Source organism: Archaeoglobus veneficus SNP6, assembly GCF_000194625.1.
GTDB lineage: Archaea > Halobacteriota > Archaeoglobi > Archaeoglobales > Archaeoglobaceae > Archaeoglobus_C > Archaeoglobus_C veneficus.
Genome location: NC_015320.1, coordinates 130,306 through 148,373 on the forward strand (window position 1 = coordinate 130,306; position 18,068 = coordinate 148,373).

The 18,068-nt window shown below is 44.6% G+C and carries 24 protein-coding genes; 14 read left to right on the forward strand and 10 right to left on the reverse strand.

Translation table 11 applies throughout. The features are described from left to right. From ARCVE_RS00715 to ARCVE_RS00725, 3 genes are all read left to right on the forward strand, one after another. Nucleotides 1–750 carry a universal stress protein gene (locus ARCVE_RS00715; RefSeq protein WP_013682861.1) on the forward strand — a complete coding sequence of 250 codons (750 nt, stop codon included), beginning with the start codon at nucleotides 1–3 and terminating at the stop codon, nucleotides 748–750. A gap of 88 nt (nucleotides 751–838) precedes the next feature. Then, complete coding sequence (locus tag ARCVE_RS00720) at nucleotides 839–1,180, forward strand: DsrE family protein (protein WP_013682862.1); 342 nt, start codon at nucleotides 839–841, stop codon at nucleotides 1,178–1,180. A gap of 61 nt (nucleotides 1,181–1,241) precedes the next feature. Next, the gene (locus ARCVE_RS00725) at nucleotides 1,242–2,099 is read left to right on the forward strand and encodes a universal stress protein (RefSeq protein ID WP_013682863.1); all 858 of its coding nucleotides are present in this window, start codon (nucleotides 1,242–1,244) and stop codon (nucleotides 2,097–2,099) included. A gap of 362 nt (nucleotides 2,100–2,461) precedes the next feature. On the opposite strand, the gene ARCVE_RS11445 is transcribed toward ARCVE_RS00725, so the two are convergent. Beyond that, nucleotides 2,462–2,626 carry a hypothetical protein gene (locus tag ARCVE_RS11445; RefSeq protein WP_013682864.1) on the reverse strand — a complete coding sequence of 55 codons (165 nt, stop codon included), beginning with the start codon at nucleotides 2,624–2,626 and terminating at the stop codon, nucleotides 2,462–2,464. A 124-nt stretch (nucleotides 2,627–2,750) separates the two neighbouring features. Between ARCVE_RS11445 and ARCVE_RS00730 the strand changes: the two genes are divergently transcribed. After that, nucleotides 2,751–3,395, forward strand: a complete 645-nt coding sequence (locus ARCVE_RS00730) for a DUF599 domain-containing protein (RefSeq protein WP_013682865.1) — start codon at nucleotides 2,751–2,753, stop codon at nucleotides 3,393–3,395. 15 nt (nucleotides 3,396–3,410) lie between these two features. Here the strand turns inward: ARCVE_RS00730 and ARCVE_RS00735 are convergent, their stop codons facing one another. The 4 genes from ARCVE_RS00735 to ARCVE_RS00750 form a co-directional block, all read right to left on the reverse strand. Further along, nucleotides 3,411–3,935, reverse strand: a complete 525-nt coding sequence (locus tag ARCVE_RS00735; protein ID WP_013682866.1) for a winged helix-turn-helix transcriptional regulator — start codon at nucleotides 3,933–3,935, stop codon at nucleotides 3,411–3,413. Between the two features lie 7 nt (nucleotides 3,936–3,942). Next, nucleotides 3,943–4,212, reverse strand: a complete 270-nt coding sequence (locus tag ARCVE_RS00740) for a hypothetical protein (RefSeq protein ID WP_013682867.1) — start codon at nucleotides 4,210–4,212, stop codon at nucleotides 3,943–3,945. 64 nt (nucleotides 4,213–4,276) lie between these two features. Then, nucleotides 4,277–4,729 (reverse strand): PepSY domain-containing protein, encoded by a 453-nt coding sequence (locus ARCVE_RS00745; protein WP_013682868.1) that lies wholly within the window; start codon nucleotides 4,727–4,729, stop codon nucleotides 4,277–4,279. A 155-nt stretch (nucleotides 4,730–4,884) separates the two neighbouring features. Further along, nucleotides 4,885–6,501 carry an amino acid permease gene (locus ARCVE_RS00750; protein WP_013682869.1) on the reverse strand — a complete coding sequence of 539 codons (1,617 nt, stop codon included), beginning with the start codon at nucleotides 6,499–6,501 and terminating at the stop codon, nucleotides 4,885–4,887. A 1,135-nt stretch (nucleotides 6,502–7,636) separates the two neighbouring features. On the opposite strand from ARCVE_RS00750, the gene ARCVE_RS00755 reads away from it, so the two are divergent. From ARCVE_RS00755 to ARCVE_RS00765, 3 genes are read left to right on the forward strand one after another with little or no spacing between them, the layout of a single operon-like run. After that, a complete protein-coding gene (locus ARCVE_RS00755; RefSeq protein WP_048085417.1) occupies nucleotides 7,637–8,395 on the forward strand; it encodes a TatD family hydrolase in 759 nt (252 codons plus the stop codon). 2 nt (nucleotides 8,396–8,397) lie between these two features. Beyond that, on the forward strand, nucleotides 8,398–8,745 hold the full coding sequence (locus ARCVE_RS00760) for a DUF2250 domain-containing protein (RefSeq protein WP_013682872.1): 348 nt from the start codon (nucleotides 8,398–8,400) through the stop codon (nucleotides 8,743–8,745). After that, nucleotides 8,732–9,331, forward strand: coding sequence for a DUF2250 domain-containing protein (locus ARCVE_RS00765; RefSeq protein ID WP_013682873.1), 600 nt, complete (start codon nucleotides 8,732–8,734; stop codon nucleotides 9,329–9,331). The genes ARCVE_RS00760 and ARCVE_RS00765 overlap by 14 nt, the downstream gene beginning before the upstream one ends. Here the strand turns inward: ARCVE_RS00765 and ARCVE_RS00770 are convergent. Both ARCVE_RS00770 and ARCVE_RS00775 read right to left on the reverse strand, forming a co-directional pair. Beyond that, entirely contained in the window at nucleotides 9,315–9,944 is a 630-nt protein-coding gene (locus tag ARCVE_RS00770) for a DUF599 domain-containing protein (protein ID WP_013682874.1), read from the reverse strand. The genes ARCVE_RS00765 and ARCVE_RS00770 overlap by 17 nt on opposite strands. Continuing rightward, the gene (locus tag ARCVE_RS00775; protein WP_232215809.1) at nucleotides 9,944–10,204 is read right to left on the reverse strand and encodes a DUF202 domain-containing protein; all 261 of its coding nucleotides are present in this window, start codon (nucleotides 10,202–10,204) and stop codon (nucleotides 9,944–9,946) included. The genes ARCVE_RS00770 and ARCVE_RS00775 overlap by 1 nt, the downstream gene beginning before the upstream one ends. 293 nt (nucleotides 10,205–10,497) lie before the next feature. Here ARCVE_RS00775 and hypA point away from each other — a divergent pair, with 293 nt between their 5' ends. The 6 genes from hypA to ARCVE_RS00805 all read left to right on the forward strand — a co-directional run bounded on the left by hypA (nucleotide 10,498) and on the right by ARCVE_RS00805 (nucleotide 14,360). Beyond that, nucleotides 10,498–10,821: a hydrogenase maturation nickel metallochaperone HypA gene (gene hypA / locus ARCVE_RS00780; protein ID WP_013682876.1), complete on the forward strand. Its 324-nt coding sequence runs from the start codon at nucleotides 10,498–10,500 to the stop codon at nucleotides 10,819–10,821. 12 nt (nucleotides 10,822–10,833) lie between these two features. Then, on the forward strand, nucleotides 10,834–11,496 hold the full coding sequence (hypB, locus tag ARCVE_RS00785; protein WP_013682877.1) for a hydrogenase nickel incorporation protein HypB: 663 nt from the start codon (nucleotides 10,834–10,836) through the stop codon (nucleotides 11,494–11,496). Nucleotides 11,497–11,501: 5 nt separating this feature from the next. Beyond that, entirely contained in the window at nucleotides 11,502–11,717 is a 216-nt protein-coding gene (locus ARCVE_RS00790) for a HypC/HybG/HupF family hydrogenase formation chaperone (RefSeq protein ID WP_013682878.1), read from the forward strand. Further along, entirely contained in the window at nucleotides 11,717–12,814 is a 1,098-nt protein-coding gene (gene hypD, locus ARCVE_RS00795; RefSeq protein WP_013682879.1) for a hydrogenase formation protein HypD, read from the forward strand. The genes ARCVE_RS00790 and hypD overlap by 1 nt, the downstream gene beginning before the upstream one ends. 127 nt (nucleotides 12,815–12,941) lie before the next feature. After that, nucleotides 12,942–13,757 (forward strand): shikimate dehydrogenase, encoded by an 816-nt coding sequence (gene aroE / locus ARCVE_RS00800; RefSeq protein WP_013682880.1) that lies wholly within the window; start codon nucleotides 12,942–12,944, stop codon nucleotides 13,755–13,757. A 60-nt stretch (nucleotides 13,758–13,817) separates the two neighbouring features. Then, complete coding sequence (locus ARCVE_RS00805) at nucleotides 13,818–14,360, forward strand: XTP/dITP diphosphatase (RefSeq protein ID WP_013682881.1); 543 nt, start codon at nucleotides 13,818–13,820, stop codon at nucleotides 14,358–14,360. 126 nt (nucleotides 14,361–14,486) lie between these two features. On the opposite strand, the gene ARCVE_RS00810 is transcribed toward ARCVE_RS00805, so the two are convergent. Beyond that, nucleotides 14,487–15,062, reverse strand: a complete 576-nt coding sequence (locus ARCVE_RS00810) for a DUF502 domain-containing protein (protein WP_013682882.1) — start codon at nucleotides 15,060–15,062, stop codon at nucleotides 14,487–14,489. A gap of 449 nt (nucleotides 15,063–15,511) precedes the next feature. Between ARCVE_RS00810 and ARCVE_RS00815 the strand changes: the two genes are divergently transcribed. Beyond that, nucleotides 15,512–16,402, forward strand: coding sequence for a UbiA family prenyltransferase (locus tag ARCVE_RS00815; protein ID WP_198002009.1), 891 nt, complete (start codon nucleotides 15,512–15,514; stop codon nucleotides 16,400–16,402). On the opposite strand, the gene ARCVE_RS00820 is transcribed toward ARCVE_RS00815, so the two are convergent. After that, on the reverse strand, nucleotides 16,362–17,714 hold the full coding sequence (locus tag ARCVE_RS00820) for a hypothetical protein (protein WP_013682884.1): 1,353 nt from the start codon (nucleotides 17,712–17,714) through the stop codon (nucleotides 16,362–16,364). The genes ARCVE_RS00815 and ARCVE_RS00820 overlap by 41 nt on opposite strands. Continuing rightward, a complete protein-coding gene (locus ARCVE_RS00825; protein WP_013682885.1) occupies nucleotides 17,704–18,066 on the reverse strand; it encodes a hypothetical protein in 363 nt (120 codons plus the stop codon). The genes ARCVE_RS00820 and ARCVE_RS00825 overlap by 11 nt, the downstream gene beginning before the upstream one ends. Nucleotides 18,067–18,068: the final 2 nt, after the last annotated feature.

Sequence of the window (18,068 nt, forward strand, 5' to 3'; positions counted from 1 at the left end):
ATGATGGATAAAGTCCTGTTTCCTGTTGAGTTTATGAATCCTGTATCAAAGCTCGATTCACTGAGAAAATTCGCGAGAAAGGTCGTACTAACTCACATCGTCGAGATCATGCCCCTGTCATCTCATTTAGAAGTAAAAGAGGATGTTGAAAGAAGATTGGGTGGAATGGCCGAAAGACTCAAGGAAACGGGAGTTGAGACGAGAACAGTCGTGAAGATTGGCAATCCGGGTTTGAAGATTGCCGAGATTGCTGAGAGGGAGAAAGCCGACATGATTGTTGTTCCTGTAATGAGTGGTGGCTTCTTCAAAAGGCTGATTTACGGAAACATGGCAAACAACGTTCTAAAGTTCAGCAGGAGGCCGATTCTTGTCGTGAAGGATGGTTTTGACGATAACGCCTTTGAAAAGCCTCTAATATCCCTGCCCCTTGAGGATGCGGAGTTCTGTCTCGACATTATGGATACTCTCAAGGGAATCAGGAAGATGATTAAAACGGCCGTGTTCTACCATGCGGGCAATGGGAAAGAGGAGCTTGAGTACTACGCCAGGAAGCTCGGTGTGCCTTATGAAGTTGTAGTAGAGGAAAGAAAGAAGCTGCCGGAGCAGATTGTGAATGCTGCTGTTTCAACCAAGGCTACTTCGATAATCGTTGGCAGAAAAAGCAGGTTCTTCGACGATATTGTCATGCTCGGCACAGCCGCTTCGGTTGTTAGAAGGTCTCCTCTGCCCGTGCTCGTGATACCGAAGTAGAATAGAGTAAGATTATTTTATCAGATTTAATCACCACAAATTTTTTAGGTTGTCCGCTCAGCCATAATGCTTGTCAGGAGGTGAAATTGTGTACAAGGCAGTATTTCACGTAGATATGGATGACACACCTGTTTTCGAACTTACACTGGCCAACATAACAAACTTCCTGAAGGACGTGGGCGACGCAGAAGTAGCTTTGCTTGCCAACGGATTTGCTGTTAAGCTCTTTGTGAAAAGTGCAAATGAGAAGTTCAGAGAAAAACTTGAGGAGCTTCATAAGAAGAGAGTAAAGTTCTACGTCTGCAACAATGCCCTGAATGCCCATAAAATTAACAAGGATGAGATCTTTGAGTTCTGTGAAGTCGTGCCAGCTGGCATAACCAAGCTCGTGGAACTGCAGCAGGCAGGATACGCCTATATAAAGCCATAAAGAGTTTATATGCAGTAGATGCAAAAAATCGTCTTGGCTCAATTTAATGGAGGTGGTAGTAATGATAAGAAAGGTACTGTTCCCTGTGGACTTCTCAATAGTCTCTGAATACGCTTTCGGAAACTGTATACCCAGGTTCTTTGCTTCAGGAGCGGCTAACGAGCTGATCTTATTCTACGCCCTCGACCTAGTCCCCCAGTCAGCAGAGGAGCTCGAGGCTGTTGAGGAAATAGAAAGAAAGTACAAGAAGAGGATCGATGAAATCTCGAAGGAATTCGAGGAGATGGGAATAAAGACAAAGGGAATTGTGAGACTCGGAACTCCTGCCCTGGAAATTGCCAAGATCGCTGAGGAGGAAGACGTTGACCTAATATACATGCCAATGAAGGGCGAGAACATATTCAGAGAGATGCTGATAGGTTCAACAGCTGCGAACGTCGCAAGGGCTGCCAAGAAGCCAGTTCTCCTCGTAAGGTACGAGTGGGATAGAGGAAAGAAGTCCATCAAGTGCTACTGGGATGCAAAGAGGGTTTTCGAGAGGCCTCTGATAGCTGTAGATTTTTCACAGTGCTCGGAGAAGGTGATACGCTCAACTGATGTGTTCAAGGAGTTTGTCAAAGAGGCAGTTCTGATGCACGTCGTTGACTACGGAAGAGCTGACGAAGTGGAGGAGAACGCAAAGAAGGCAATGGAGGGTCTGAAGAGGTACGAAGAAATGCTCGACTTTCCGGTTGAAAAAGAAGTACACACGGGAGTTGCATCAAAGGAAATCCTCATGACTGCTCCAGTTAAGGGTGCCACGCTGATAGTAATCGGAAAGAAGGGCAAGAGCATAATCAAGGAGCTGCTCCTCGGCAGTACGGCAGAGAGCGTAATAAGGAATTCCGTGCTTCCTGTTCTTGTTGTGCCATGTGGGTAATTGAATAAACTTATTTCATCTTTCCCTATTTTCTTAAGATAGTTTTTGTTTTTTATGATGTTTGCTAAAAATTACGTAAATATTTGAGTGTTCGCTCCTAGGTCTCTCTTCGATCAGCATACATCGCAATCAAAATACTACGTCCCAATTTCGGCACTATGCTTGCTCCAACAACCGGGCACTTCACCATAAGCATGCAGAATCGTCTCCTCAAACCCACTGGGCTCCCATAGTTGCCCTGTCAGTTGTTTTCCTCCATGTCCAGCCTTTTATGCCTTATAACTTTTAAAGTCTATAATATTTTTAAGATATTTTATAGTGCAATCAGAGAAATAAAAGAGGACATATCTAACTCTACAAATTTACTTGTCAATTTTCTTAAAAACCTTCTTTATCTCAACGTCCCAGCTTAATCTTGCGTGTTCCTTACCGAGAGATTTCCTGTAGTCGGCTCGTATCTGCTGGTTTGCGACTTTTTCGAGTAGCTCGTCGTCTGCTGGTTCCTCGCCACTGACTTTTTTACACATGAAGATTCGTCTAACCAGAGGAGTATATTTGGCTTTTGATTGAGCAGAGCAGTTTTAAGAGCACATATAATTAACTCTTTCAGGATGGGACAGATTTTTATATCTCTCGCTTAAAATGCTTTGCATGCTTGATGCTTTAAATATAACAGCGTTAGCAATCTATCTCTTATGTTTTGCAGGATATCACGGGACATATTTCATCCTGCTAAAAAAATGTCCTCACAGGGCTGTAAAAGCCTACATCAACAAACTCAGGGAAGATGGAATTGAGTACATGATTAAGAGGGGAGATCAAATTGTCGTCGTGCAGGCACTCAGAGATGCAATAATGGTTTGCAATCTGTTTGCATCCTCTACATTGATTTTCATTGGTGCTATCCTGAACCTCCTCATAAACATGGATAAACTCGCCAGAAATATGGGTGTATGGAATCTGCACCATTTCCAGTTTAAGATTTTGTTTATGGTTGGAGTATTATCAGTCTCCTTTATTTTTCTGGTTTCTGCCCTGAGATACTACAGACTCGTGGCAGTACTGGTCATGGCTCCTCCAGAATCGATACAAAAGTACACCGGTGAGCCCGCTCACAGATATCTGGGAAAGGCCCTGAACAGCGGATGTACCTACTACACACTGGGAAGCCGAGGCCTCATATACAGCCTCCTGATACTGCTGTGGCTTGTAAATACAGAGGCATTCGTAGCGGTAGTGGTGGGTATAACCATACTGCTCGCAAAATACAGGGATTTCCGCCATAAGGCATGTTAAAACCATTAGCAGAGTTCAACCCATCTCTGCACGTTCCCAAGCTTCCACAAAACCTTCGACAAGTCTGTCGAGAAAACTCTCTTTATACGTTATAATAAGCCTCACAACCCTCTCAGGGTCCTTAACCTTGAAGTAACTCTCCCTCCCTTCCTTTTTTCTTTCGACGATCCCTACTTCCACGAGCTTATTCAGGTGCCACGAGACTGTAGATGGGGAAAGATTAACGCTTCTGGATATGTCTTTATTGTTCGCGCCGGGATTGCTCAGAAGGTGTATCAAAATACGTCTTGACGTTCTGCGCCTTAGAAAGGACAGTATCTTCCTGTCAGCCTCATCCAGCCGGCAATCTTTCGGAAAGTAGCGAATGTATTCACCGTCCTGCTCAGACCTTACTAAATTCTTCTTCTCCAGATAATGGAGGTGATACTGCAAATTCCCAACAGCTATCTTCAATCTTCTTTCAATTTCTCTGAAATGTATGCCGGGAGACGTTCTTATAAGTTCGTATATCCTTCTCCTCGTCTCAAGATCGATTTCCATGCTTCACCTACTCTTTTACGACCATTGCAGAAAAGAACAGCAGCAGTATTACAAAATCGAGCAGATTCGCTGTAACATCGATGATGTCTCCTTTTTGAGGGATCAGGATGTCAGAGGCCTTCAGGAAGCCCTTTAGAGCGTAAAAGAAAAATGCTGCTGAAACGAGCATAAGCTTTCTCCTTCTTTCCCGCAAGTAAGCTATGGCTGAGATAGTAAATATTGCAAGGGCAAGAAGACTCGAAAGGACTCTTATTATTTCATCCAAGTCCAGTTCCATCTTTTACACCTTTTATACTATCTGTTATTATAATCTGGTGCAAACTAAAAATAAAAAAGTTTGGTTACTCTGTTTCGAGTGCTGTCTCCTGTTCTTCGGTGATTTCTTGCTCGCCGCTTTCGTGGTCATCACCGCTGTCAATATGCAGCACTTGCCCAGTTCCAGCATCGACCTTGACGTCCTTTACTCCAGCGTTGGTTGAAATCTCAACTGAATACACGACATATCCGTTTTCGTTGTCGAGTGAAACCTTAACGACCTTCCCCGGAACTTTTGCAAGTGCCGCATTTTCTGCATCCTTTGGTGTTATTTTTGCGTAACTTTCGAGTGCCTTGGCTTCCTGAGCTTCGTCACCGTTCATCTGCGGGGCCTTGATTGATGCGATGTAGCCCGGTTCCTGCACATCGTTCTGCACATCTGCCGTTTGCACACTTGTTGTGCTTGCTGCTCCCACCGCCCCAATAGCACCCAACACTGCCATTGCAACCAGCAACACAATCATGTAGCTTCTTTTCACGATATCACCTCCCATATCTTTAATCTTACCTTAATCTCATCTTAAATAGCCATTTTGGTGCAAATATCGAATATTAGTACAGTTTTCGAAGAATTCATGCAGTATCTCCTAAATTGCTCCATCAAAATGATTTAGAACGGGCGACAGATTCCAAATCAGTTTGATCGTTTCAAAATCTTGTAATGCCTTGCCCGTTTGAGCACTTCTTCCTTCTTCTGCTTGTCTTCAAAATGAATGTCAACTGAATGCTGCGGTGTCAGGCCAGCCTTCTGTCTGAGTTCTCTTGCAACACCTTTTTCTTTATTCTTTGCTGGGGGATTCTCTGTAAGAACGAGCAGATCAACATCGTGGGCTCTGCCAATTTCCCCACGGGCAATGCTGCCAACCAGATACACCTCTGCATCTTCAAAAGCATCCACTATGCAATCAATAATACCATCAATCCATCTATGCCAGTTTTTCAGGTTTTCTTCTCTCTTCCTGAGCCTTATGTCCAAACACTCCTCGATCTTCCTGCCTGTGACAGTTCTGTAGGATGCCTCAATCAAAAAAGATGCTACAATCATGGTGTAGAAGACCATCAAATTCTTTACGTCGGTCTCGGCCATCCTGTATGTGAGCGTAACAAGAGCCACAAAGGTTAGCGTGGCTCCTGCTGCTGGAACTACCGGGTTTAGCTTAACGCTATCACGGAGCTTTAATGCTGCGATGTTCACAAAGAGAAAGATGAGCAAAAATCCACTGCTCCCAGCTGTGGATATGGACTCGAGGCTTGCAGTATTTGCGAACAGCAAGGAGAGGATGCTTATAATAAGCAGGCCTTCATAAGCCTCCTTCCAGAGAGGTTTCTCAACAGCTTTAGGAAGCTGTCCGTACTTTGCCACCATGTAACTTGCTCTTGCAGTGCCGTAGAGAGTGGCATTTATCGCTGAGCTAGTGGACGCTAAGGCAGCAAACGTGACTAGCCAAAATCCAATCTCTCCGAGGGGTGGTTCCGCTGCAGCTGCTAAAGCGTAGTCCCTCGCTTTAATTATCACATCATACGGCAGATTTCCAACTGTGACAACTGCAATCATCACATAGATTGCTATCACGAGCAGAACCGCAGCGTAGAAGGCTTTTGGCAGAATTGAAGGGTCTTCGACGTCGCTTCCTGTATTCGCTATCAGCTCAAAGCCCTCGTAGGCGAGAAATATTATCATCCCGCCTGCAACAATGCTCACGGGATCTGCCCAGTTTGATGGTGAAAGTCTGGCTGCGTCCACAAAAGCCATACCCGCTCCGGCCACGATTAGCAGTACCGCCAGCTTAAATGCTACAAGCAAGTCCTCAGTTTTCCCACTTATAACCGCTCCCAGTGCGTTAATCGAGGTAAACAGAACAATAGCAAAAGTTGTCAGCAGATGCTTTGTAATGATCGGGTTGGTGAAGTCCAGCACATTTGCACCGTAGCTGCCGAAGGCGTAGGCGTAGAGGGAGATCATAACGATGTAACTTGCGAGCAGCAATACGTTGAGGGTGCCAGAGAGCAGTCCTGTTCCGTATGCTCTCACGATGAATTCTATTGTTCCTCCCTCGCTTGGATACCTGACCGACAGTCTGGCGTATGAATAGGCGGTTGTCAGCGCTATAAGACCGGCTAAAAGAAAAGCTATTGGGGCGGCACTTTTCGATAGCTGAATGCTCAAACCTAAAACAGCAAAGATGCCGCCACCAATCATTCCTCCTACACCTATGCTGAAAGCTTCCCAGAAGCCGATCTTTTTCCTCATTTTACCGCCCAGATGTTTTTTGATTTTTGGTTTTAAACTTTTTATTAAGAAGACAGTCTGTTAGGCTGCTACTTTACTTTTGAAATATGCTGTAACGCAACTACCTGCTTAGATTATTTCTATTTCTATAAAACCCACTAAACTATTCGAAAACATTAAAATATTGTTAGTGACAAAAGTCCTCCATGAAACTTGAAGATGTTGTTTTTTCATTTTTCGTGGAGTTTTGTTTTCAATGGTCTTTGTGGTCTTCGGTTTGTGGATAGTTAGAATAGCAAGCAAGGACAAAGACAAAGAGTTTCTACCTTTTTTGCCAGCGGGTTTGATAATACTGTTTATTGGCTTGTTTTTGTTGTTTTGGTTTTTATACGCTTTTATATCAAATTTATAGTTACCTACTAATTAAACTTTTCGTTCTTGAACATCTTCCAGTTTAAGGATAGGCGTACGATTGTGAAACACACCACTATAGGATTCCTACGTAAAAGTGTAATTTTTCCAGATGTGTTTTAGTCTGTAAAGGATTATATTCTCTGATTCCTACCCTTAGGAGCAAAGTAGAGTATTAAACTACTTACGGTTTGAAACAAACCCGTTATCAACAGTGTTATAGTCGTAAATAAAGATCTGAGAAAGGGCATTGAAAAGCCGACTTTAGTCAAGTATACTTTGGCGAGCTTCTTCAGCCAACTCGAGCTGTGGAGTTGCTCTACAGACCACACCTTTCTTCAGCAATGGCCTGGGGATCTATCATTCTCGGGACCTACTTTATGCTTGGTTTTGTGGATCTTTACTGCATATATCGATACAGAAACTTGCCGAGAATTCTGGTTTATTGCATCATCTTTGACCCGCTCCTTTTAATGAGCTATGTGGGTATGGTAATTGGTCTGGCTGTTGGCAGGGACGTGTGGCACACACCAATCTGGTGCAGCAGCGTACATGATCGTTGATTTCAACTACAAGGGTGGACTGGTTATAAGTGGCATTACCGCGATTTCTCAACCGGTCCGAGGTACAACATCACAAAATCTCCTGGAAGTGTTAAACCTGAGGGCATACCCATTTCAAGAGACATTGCATACGAAAAGACATGTACCAAAAGACTGATATTCCGGATATATTCCTAAAAATCATGAACTTTATCGATTCCCACACCCATGCATACATGCTTTCCGGTAGAGACCTCGAGCTCATGGGTTTGTCGGGAGTAAACACCGCCGTTCTCTGCAGTTTTGTTCCAGTCGCGAAATATGCGGAAACGCTGATGGATCACTTCACCGAACTCGACACCGTGCATCGCGCACGACTTTCTGAGTACGGCATTACCGCCCATATCTTCGTCGGGATCCACCCGAGGTGCATACCAGAGGAATGGAGAAGGCTGCTTCCCATTATAGGGGAGTGCATCGAAGCGGGTAAGGCAAAAGGTATCGGAGAAATAGGGCTGGAAAAGGCAAACGAGACGGAAATAGAGGTTTTGAAAGAACAGTTAATTCTTGCAAGAGAGTACGATGTGCCGGTGATAGTGCACATACCTATGCAGAACAGAGCAAAAATCACTGACAAAATCCTATCCATGGCAAACGAGGTGGGAATGGACTTGGGCAAGCTTGTTGTTGACCACACAGATGATGACACCATAGACTTAATCAACGAGGCAAACGCCGTGCCGGGGCTTTCGGTCAAACCCGGGCTGTTAACACCGGAGAAAATAGCCACCAACATCGATAAGTATAGAAACGGGCTGCTGAACAGTGACTGCGCTTCTCTAACCAACACAGACCCCCTTGCAGTGCCAAAGACAGCGAGGCACCTGATGAAGGCCGGAATCGAGAAGGCAATTGTTGAGAGATTATCTAACCGCAACGCGCAGAACATCCTGAAGGGTTAACTATGAATCCAGAAGAAAATCTGGACGATTTATCCAGAAGAGTTCTGCTTCATCTTTTGATTTTTGGGCCAGATACGCCCAAACTTATGGGAAAGAGGCTCCTCGGAGAGAGAACAAATATTGATCCGCCGAATATAAAAGAAGTCTGCATAAAGCTCTGTGAGATGGGGCTCGTGAAGAGGAGAGATGGAAAAACACTTCCAAAGCGTACACCGACTTCAAGCATAAAACCATGGATAAAGATAAAGGCGAAATCAAAGGAAACGGCAAAACATGGCCAGTATTTTGAGCTGACCAAGGAAGGGAAAAAGGTGGCTAAGGCAGTAAGGAATAACCATGAGCGGGAATGACTTCAAAAGTGTCGAATTAAAGCCGCTGCAGGTTTACATACTGTTTCATCTGCGCCGCGCCAACATCGACTACGCGAAGTCGATAGCTCGAACGCTCAAAATGGAGCAGCAGGAAATCGAGAAGGTGCTTAAAGAACTGGAGGATATGAGGTTTATCGAAAGGACTCACGGCTCGGCCATAAAGCGCAGCGAGGCGAGGTTTAAGCTGAGCCACGAGGTCAGAAAGCACCACACCTACTACGGGCTCACAAAAGATGGCGAACACACGATAAGAAGTATCAGGGATGACTTCAGTGAATACCTCGCCCATCTTACCGGCTGCAATGTAACCTTCCCCATTCTGCAATTTTTTCGCATGGCCGGATGCGAACATGCCGGCGTTGTGGCCAGAGCATTTTCCATGAGAATTGACGAGTGCCGGGAGCTACTTGCAAAGCTCGTGCAGCTTGGATTGCTTGTGTACTGCGACTCAAAGGTGCTGAAAAGAAAGCACAGAAAAGCCAAGGCAAAAAAGGAGACAAGGACACACCACAGATACTACAGACTGTCGAGGCTTGCAGAGATGCTGCTCAGGTATGCAGACTGAGCGCTACTTTTTCATAAAATCCCTGAAAAACGCGAAGAGGAGGGTGACGGTAATGACGACAGCCATGAAGAGCAGTGTGTTGAAGAACCAGGCAATTGCTCCCAAGAGTGTAAAAGCTGCATCCCCTATTGAGCAGCCTGCCAAGATACTCGTGTGCCTCCTCACCCGTAGCATCTTTTATGACTTCTGGAGGGGTTGTGGCAAACAGACTGACGAGGCGGTAGTAGCGGAGAGACGATATGAAAAACATAAACGAGGCGGCCTGGATTGTTGCAATGAACAGGATTTTGAGTTCAAACGTTTCTACATCTACAATTCCGAGACTCTTTGCCAAGTCTCTCAGATTTATCAGCAGGTTCAGGAGGATACCTATAAAGATGAGGGTTGAGGAAGCGAGCAGGTTACTCACGTAGATGACATCTCTAAGCTGCTGTATGAGGAGGAGATGGTCACCCTTCCTGAGAACAAACTCAATTCCCTTCATTCTGAAGAAATTTGCGTGAGATTTTATTGTCTTCTCCGGCTTAAACCTGTGAACTATAAAATAAGAGCCATGATAGCCTGCAAAACAGCAAAGGAAGACTACTATTGCTACTGCATCGATAGTCTCCATTATTTGCTCTTCTTAATCTCCCCCTCTATTACTTTTTCTATCCGCAGAGCCATGTAAAGGCGATAGACGCCGTATCCGATCATCAAGAGACCGGCCACAATCGGCAGGATTGCAACCGTCTGTAATTCAAAACAAACTTCATACAAGCGCATTAAAACGAGGACCGATGCAACGACGGTTAACCCAGTCCTTATCCACGCAAGAGCTGTTCGTTCACTTGCATAAGCCGTTCGCATCCTCGAAAGAACTTCTGTGTCCATATAATTGTTAAAATCTCGCATTTTATTGACCTTTCGACTGTGAAATTTACATTAAAAATAATATATTAAAAAATTCGATACTGTTCCATACCTGTTTAAAACGGCTTCAATACCCTATATTGCGAAAATGAGACCAAACCATGCCGACAATAGAACTATTCAGAGTGCTTCACCTACTGCGATTCAAAGGTTCTAAAAGGGAAGTCTAACTTTCAGTGAATTTTCACAGAGCGAAATCACCCTACAAGAAATAATTATAACTTCGGGGTGGGATACTACTCCTCGTGCACGAGATGAGTTTTGCTCAGGCAATTGTTGAGAACGTTTTGAAACTTGCCGAGGAGAAGGGCGCAAAAAAAGTGTCGAAAGTTCTCGTGGAAATGGGCGAACTCCTGCTTATAAATCCGGAACAGCTCGAGTTCTGCTTTCAGGTTGCAAGCAGTGGGACAATTGCTGAAGGAGCTGTCCTCGAACTCGAATTCATCAAACCTCACATCGAGTGTCTGCTCTGCGGGAAAAGATACGACGAACCCATCGCAATCTGCGAATGTGGAGGGATTATTAAAGTTGAAGGCGGTAAGGATATGGTGATTCGGAAAATAGAGATGGAAGTGTGAGGGGGTGTGACCATGCACAGGATTGAAGTTGATGCTGAAATTGACGTACTTGAGGCAAACAGAAGACTTGCCGCAGAAAATCGGGAATTCCTGAAAAAGCATGGCATTACAGCCATCAACATAATGGGGGCTACCGGCAGTGGAAAAACACTGCTGATCGAGAAGACTGCTGACGCTCTTGGCGACAAGGTCAGGATGGGGGCAATTCTTGGCGATGTCGTTGGCAAGGCGGACTACGAGAGGGTTGCGAGGCACGGAGTTAAGGCGGAGATGATAAACACGGGCAAGGAGTGCCACCTCGACGCCCATCTGATACACCATGCAATAGAGAAGTTTAATGATGTTGATCTGCTGCTCATGGAGAACGTTGGAAACCTTATATGTCCCGTTGACTTCGATTTAGGTGAAGATTATCGAGTTGTGATGGTGAGTGTTACAGAAGGTGATGACGTTATTGAGAAGCATCCCGAGATCTTCAGGCTTGCGGACGTGATCATCATCAACAAGGTCGCTTTGGCTGAGGCGGTTGAAGCTAACGTAGACAAGATGGTGGAAGATGCGAGAAAACTCAATGCCAAGGCAAAAATTATCAAGATGGATTTAAAGAAAGACGTAGGCTTTGATGAATGGCTTGAGTGGCTTCAAGAAGTCATGAGCAAGCAGAATGGAAGGTGATAACGATGTGCTTGGCAATTCCTGGCAAAGTAGAGAGCGTTGAATATCCATTTGCCATAGTTGACTTCAGCGGGACAAAAAAGAAGGTAAGAATAGACCTCGTTGACGATGTAAAGCCTGGCGAGTACGTACTCGTCCACGTTGGCTTTGCAATTCAGAAAGTTGACGAGGAGGAGGCGAAAAAGCTGGAAGAAATGCTTGCAGAAATCCTCGTAGAGTGATGGGTATGATTTCGCTGGAGAAGGTCAAGACGGGCATAAAGGAGCTATCAGCAAAGATAAAAAAAGAGATGGAGAGTGAAGAGGAAATAAGAATAATGCATTTATGTGGGACGCATGAAGACACGATTACTCGCTACAACATACGAAGCTTGCTGCCGGAGAATCTCAAACTTCTCAGCGGACCCGGCTGCCCTGTCTGCATCATCCCCGATACGGACTTGCAGATGGTCTTTCACCTCATCCAGAACGCAAACATAATCTTCACAACCTTCGGCGACATGGCGAGAGTACCGTTTGAGGGCAAATCTCTGTTTTACTACAGGTCGAAGGGTCATGACATAAGAATCGTTTACAGCGTTTTCGATGCGGTTGAAATCGCAAAGCAGAGCGATAAGCCCGTAGTGCACTTCGGAATTGGCTTCGAAACGACGATGCCTTCAACCGCTCTGGCCATCCTCGATGGCGTTGAGAACTTCCACGTCTTCTCCTCGCACCGATTTTTCATTCCTGCCATGGAGCATCTGCTTTCTCTCGGCGAAGCGAGGATTAACGGCTTCATAAACCCAGGGCACGTTTCCACTATAGTCGGCGTTAAGGCTTACGAGCCAATAAAGGAGAAGTATGGAGTTCCACAGATAATTGCCGGATTCGAGCCTTACGATGTCATGCTTGCCGTTTACAACCTCGTTAAGGCCATAAAGAATGGAGAGAAAGCTCTACTCAACGAGTACACGAGGGCCGTGAAATACGAGGGCAATGTAAAGGCTCAGCAAGTCATGGACGAGGTTTTCGACAGGCACGACTGGGAGTGGAGAGGTCTTGGAGTTGTGCCAGCGTCGGGAGGAGCGATACGAAAGAAGTACGAGGATTACGATGCGATGAAGGTGTTTGAAGATGTCTTTAAGGATTTCGAGCCGAAAGAGGATGCAAGAAAGAGGGCATGCAGGTGTGGGGAGGTGTTGAGGGGGTTAATCACACCATCCGACTGCCCGCTCTTCATGAAGGCCTGCACACCCAAGGACCCTATAGGGCCGTGCATGGTCAGCTTCGAAGGCACATGTAACATCTGGGCCAAGTACGGTGGATACAAAATTTAGCTGGTGATTTTACTGTAGCAGCCATTAGACATTTCACCATAAATCCAGCCTAACTATTTTTGTATAACGCCTCTACTCCGTCAGCCCTAACAGCACAAGTTTATATACTCCCATGCTAACTCGTGGCATGGATTGCTACGGAGTTATAGGATACCCTATCAAGCACTCCGTCTCACCCGCGATGCACAATGCAGCGTTCAGACGTCTCGGGATCGACGCCATCTATCTTGCATTTGAAGTTAGGCCAGAGTCGCTGAGAGATGCCGTATTCGGCGCGAAAGCCCTGGGCATCAGAGGGCTTAACGTAACGATACCACACAAAGAAGAAATTCTAAAGTTTGTCAAACCCGTGGGCATAGCGGCGAAGATAGGGGCTGTGAACACCGTTGTCGTCGATAGGCTTGAAGGTCACAACACAGACGCCTATGGGGCGATGAAGGCCCTGGAAAATGCGGGCGTTGGAGTGGAAGGAAAGACCGCGCTTCTGGTTGGGGCTGGTGGAGCAGCGAGGGCGATAGCTTTCGCACTCGTAGAAAATGGAGCAACGGTTATTGTCACGAACAGGACGGAATCGAAGGGTTTAAAGCTTGTAGAAGATGTGAGAAAATCCGGAGAATGCATATTTTACCCCTATGACAGACTCGAGGAGTTGAAAGGCAAGATCGACATTATAATCAACGCGACACCCCTCGGCATGAAGGGTTTTGAGTCGAAATTGCCCGTACCAGAGGGGCTTGTAGATGATGTCGTCGTCTTCGACACGGTCTACAATCCAATGGAGACTCTTCTGATATCCCTCGCAAAGCGCAGGGGTTGCAGGGTTGTTTACGGGATTGACATGCTCGTCTTTCAGGGGGCTGAAGCGTTCAGATTATGGCTTGACGTTGATCCGCCAGTTGACGTGATGAAAAAAGCCGCCATAGACGCGTTGAAGTTAAAATGATACTGGTAGCATGACAACGCCATCAGCAATAGTTATCTACCCCGCCCAGAAACGCGAGGCATGGAACTGACATTCATTACGTCCAACGAGGGGAAGTTCAGGGAAGCAGAACAGATTGCCGCGAAGTACGGGATATCGCTCAAGTGGAAAAAGATGTCGTATCTCGAGCCGCAGGGGAGCAGCCTCGAGGAGATTGCAAGCCTCAGCGCAGAGATGCTCAGCAAAGAGTTAAAAGAGACATTTTTCATAGAAGACAGTGGCCTGTTTATCGAGGCACTGAAAGGTTTCCCCGGCCCATATTCATCCTACGTTTTCAAAACCATAGGCAACGAGGGAATACTGAGGCTGATGGATGGCGTTGAGGATAGACGTGCGTACTTCCTCGCTGTAATTGCGTACTTCGACGGGAGCGAAGTGCAAACATTCACCGGCAGAGTTGATGGCGAGATTTCTACGGAGATGCGGGGTAGCGGAGGATTCGGCTTTGACCCGATATTTCTCTACAACGGCAGGACATTTGCTGAAATGGGAGAAGAGAAGAACGCAGTTTCCCACCGCAGGAGAGCACTTGAAGGCTTCTTTACATGTCTCAGCGACCGCTAAATTAGTTTATACACCCAATCTTTTAAGATTTCCCTCCCCCTTATCAAATCTTCGTAGCTATTAAGATGTTCCGCTGCACTGAACCAAAGATAACAAATTAAATTAAAAGATATATGGAAGATAAAATTATTTCGTAAAGCCTCCGGAGATGACGACCCTCAGCGCGTCCTCAACGCTCATGTCGAGGTATATTAACTCCTCCTCGGGCACAAGGACGACGAGTCCGGACGTGGGGTTTGGAGAAGTCGGTATGAACACGTTAACGAGCTTTTTACCGGTTTTTTCGATGGCTTCATCCATTCGTGTTCCCGTCGTGAACCCTATCGCGTAGATCCCCTTTCTTGGGTACTCCACAAGCACGACACCCTTAATTCTCTCGGTTTCAGATACGAGGATTGCCTTGCTTGCCTCCTTCGCCGCCGAATAAATTGTCCTCACTACGGGAATCTTCCTCAGAAAGTTCTCCGTTGCCTCGATTACCTTGTTACCTATCGCAAACCTCCCCAGTGCCCCGAGAGCAAATATCAGAGCTACGAGCGCTATCCAGCTTAGCCCCGGGAAGTAGAACCCAATTATCTTCAGGAGTGCAGGTTTCAGCAGGTTGTCCACGAACGTAAAAGTCCAGTAGACCACGTACACAGTCGCGAGCAGTGGTATGAGTATCAGGAGTCCCGCCAGGAACGTATTTCGTAACTCGGACATTACTACTCTCCTTAACCCCGCTCTATAAAAAACCTCTGATAAAACAAAATGGAAAATCTTTTATCTCATCATGAGTTCGTGCTGCTGATGACAGATAAGATTTGCTTTTATTGGTACATTCATGGACTAAACCATCTACGCTGTTGCTTTACCAAGCTCCACACCCTATGCTGCGAAAAATTCAATAAAAAGGTGGTTAAACTTAAATTGTTAAGTTGAATTGATTCTTGCTCATCATAACTATTGTAAGGATAAGAATAAAAATCGTAAAATATAAATAGCTTGAGCTATGCTTTGATTATGGTGATGCCAATGAAGAGGGAGAGAAGGGAGAAGGAAGCTGAGGAAGTGTTTAAGACGATAAGACTGTATTGGGGTTAATTAAGCATTGTATAATTATTTTGTTAGAATACTAAAGCTACATTATGTATAGGGTGTCAGTAAATTTAGTGAAATTGTCGGCGACGCCTGCAACAATAATATATCCATACCCTTTTCTTGCTTTTCTTGTTTTTTCTCTTTCGGGAACGCTCAGTCTAATTTCCTTAATCAAGGCAATTATCATCTCATTCCTCTTTTACGCTGGGATAAATCTGTGGAACCATGTAAATGACGTAAAAGAGGACGTCCTCGCTGGTAAGAAAAACATTTTAACAGAAAACGAGAATGTCAGAATGGGGGCTGCAGCTCTTTCAGCTTTTCTCTACGTAATTTCCTTTATACTCTCAGCCTATTGGATAATTGACAAAAAAGGTATCATAGCCTTTACCGGAGCTGCCATTGCCACATGGATATACTCTGACAGGATGGTACTCGGAAAGATGATAAGGAGGTGGAAAGACTACTATGTTACTGAAGTCCTTGCCTACATTATTTCTGCTCCGTCAATAACGCTGTTATTATGGACTCTCTTCGCACCCATATCGCCAAAGGCGTTTGCCCTTTCTGTAATTATGACCCTATTTTTACTTCCCGGAGCATTTCTTAAGGATATAAAAGATATAAGCAGTGACAGACTTGCTGGCTTGAAGACCCTTGGTGTAGTCTTCTCTCCCCAGACGCTGTTGAAGGTTTCTTTGCTTTTACTGAGTTTTTACTACCTATCTATTTTAGTATTTTCTATCACTGGCGTATTTCCATCTTTCTGTGCATTCTCACTTCTTTCCTTTCTTGGATTAATTTATACAATAAAATATTTCCTGAATAATAAATGGGCCATATCTCCTAAATCAGTAAAGCCAATTAAAATTATGGTCTATTCTAACCTGATATCTCTTTTAATTCTTATTGTAGCAGGTATTACTCAAACTCTACCATTGCCGAGGTTCCACCTAAATTAGCAAAAATACTTTTGTGTACTTCGCTTAGATATTTTTTATCCGGCACTGGTATATAAGCCGAGGGAAAAGAAGAGAAAATTCCAAAATATTTATTACTTTTTTCCCTAACAACATCTAAGAATTTATGAATGTTTCCACCGAAACTCATTATAGCATTTTGATCAACAACATAAAAGTCAAAGCCCTTAAGTTTTTTCTTTTCAAATATTTCCGCAAATGCTTTTACCCCTCCTCTAAATACTTCTCCACCGAATATTACTTCATCATAAAAATTATCAACATTAAAAAGTGAGGGATATATATTAAGAGGATAGTTAAATAAGCCCAACCCTGCACTTCCGTAGGTTTCCTTACTTATAAACGATAAACCATATGGTGTTGCCATTTGCAACTTACCGCTCTCAACTTTTTTGAGAAATTCATCTTGACTAACGTCTTCAAATCCACTCCTCTTCATTTTCAAAAAAGCAACGGGTTTCAAGCCGTTTATCTCACCGATTGCCAGTCCCCCTTTAACGACTTTAACTTCTTCCACTCCAGCAAAATAATTCTTAATTACTTCAAAGGTTTCCTCATAACTGTTCCCCCTCTCGGGAAATATATCATGGAAAAGTACGTTAGCTTTTCCCTTAAAACACATTGCCGCTGATCCGAAACCCAATTCATTATAATCTGCCAAAATAAGAGGTGTATATGAAGTAGCCTCAAGGGGCATAAGGTTCAGACCCAGTATAGGTATGGAGCCGCCTGTTTTTTCGGCCACTATCTTTAGCACATCGTTGATCGGAAAAACGAACTTAGATCTTAGATAATCAGAAAATTCTTTAAGAACATCCTCTTTTTCCTTAACACTTTCCCCTCTAATGTATCTTCGGTAGTAAACCCTATCTTTCAAAAAGTATTTCAAAAATCCAAACTTACTTGGAAAATAGAGGGCTGGAAACATCAAAAGAATGGCATCCCATCCCTTTCCAATCTTTTCTCCGAGCTTCTCTGCCGTTCTGGTTGCAGTCTTATCTTTAGCCCAGAAAACCTCCACCTTTCCATCAAATTCACCGAGAAGGGCAGCAACCCCTCTCATCCAAATTTCATCTTTGACGAGGTAGCCCTCAACAGTGCAGCCGAGCATCTTCGCATCGGGAAACTTCTTTTTGAGCAATTGGATAAAAAGCTTGTAGTTTTTCCAGACCCCTTCAGTTAAAAAGAGGAGGAGAAAATTCGGTTCGAAGTCTATCTGCTCAAGCTGCTTTGCAATCTGCCTGTAAGCTTCCTTAGCATCGTTGGACGGAGAATAAACAACTTCAGCCCTCATAACCAACAAGAACGCCAAGCTGTTTTTTGACCGACATCACGTCAACCTCTAACTTATACATGGAAACTTCTTCGCTGGCCATTATGCTCAGAACGAGGGTTCTGGAAACAGGATACATGTGTATTCTCACGTCTCCAAACCTGAAACTCGCTTCGCTCAGGTTGCGGTTAAATATCTGGTAGAGCATTTCCTTTATCTGCCCCTCCAGCCAGTAAAGTGTTCCTGCGATTTCTCGTTTCGGCGCATTTATCTTTATAAAGACGGGGACGCCATCTATCCTGTACAGAGCCACCATTTTTATTCCAGGATCAGAATATATTGGAGAAAGGAGTAACGATATTCTGGAGATCATCC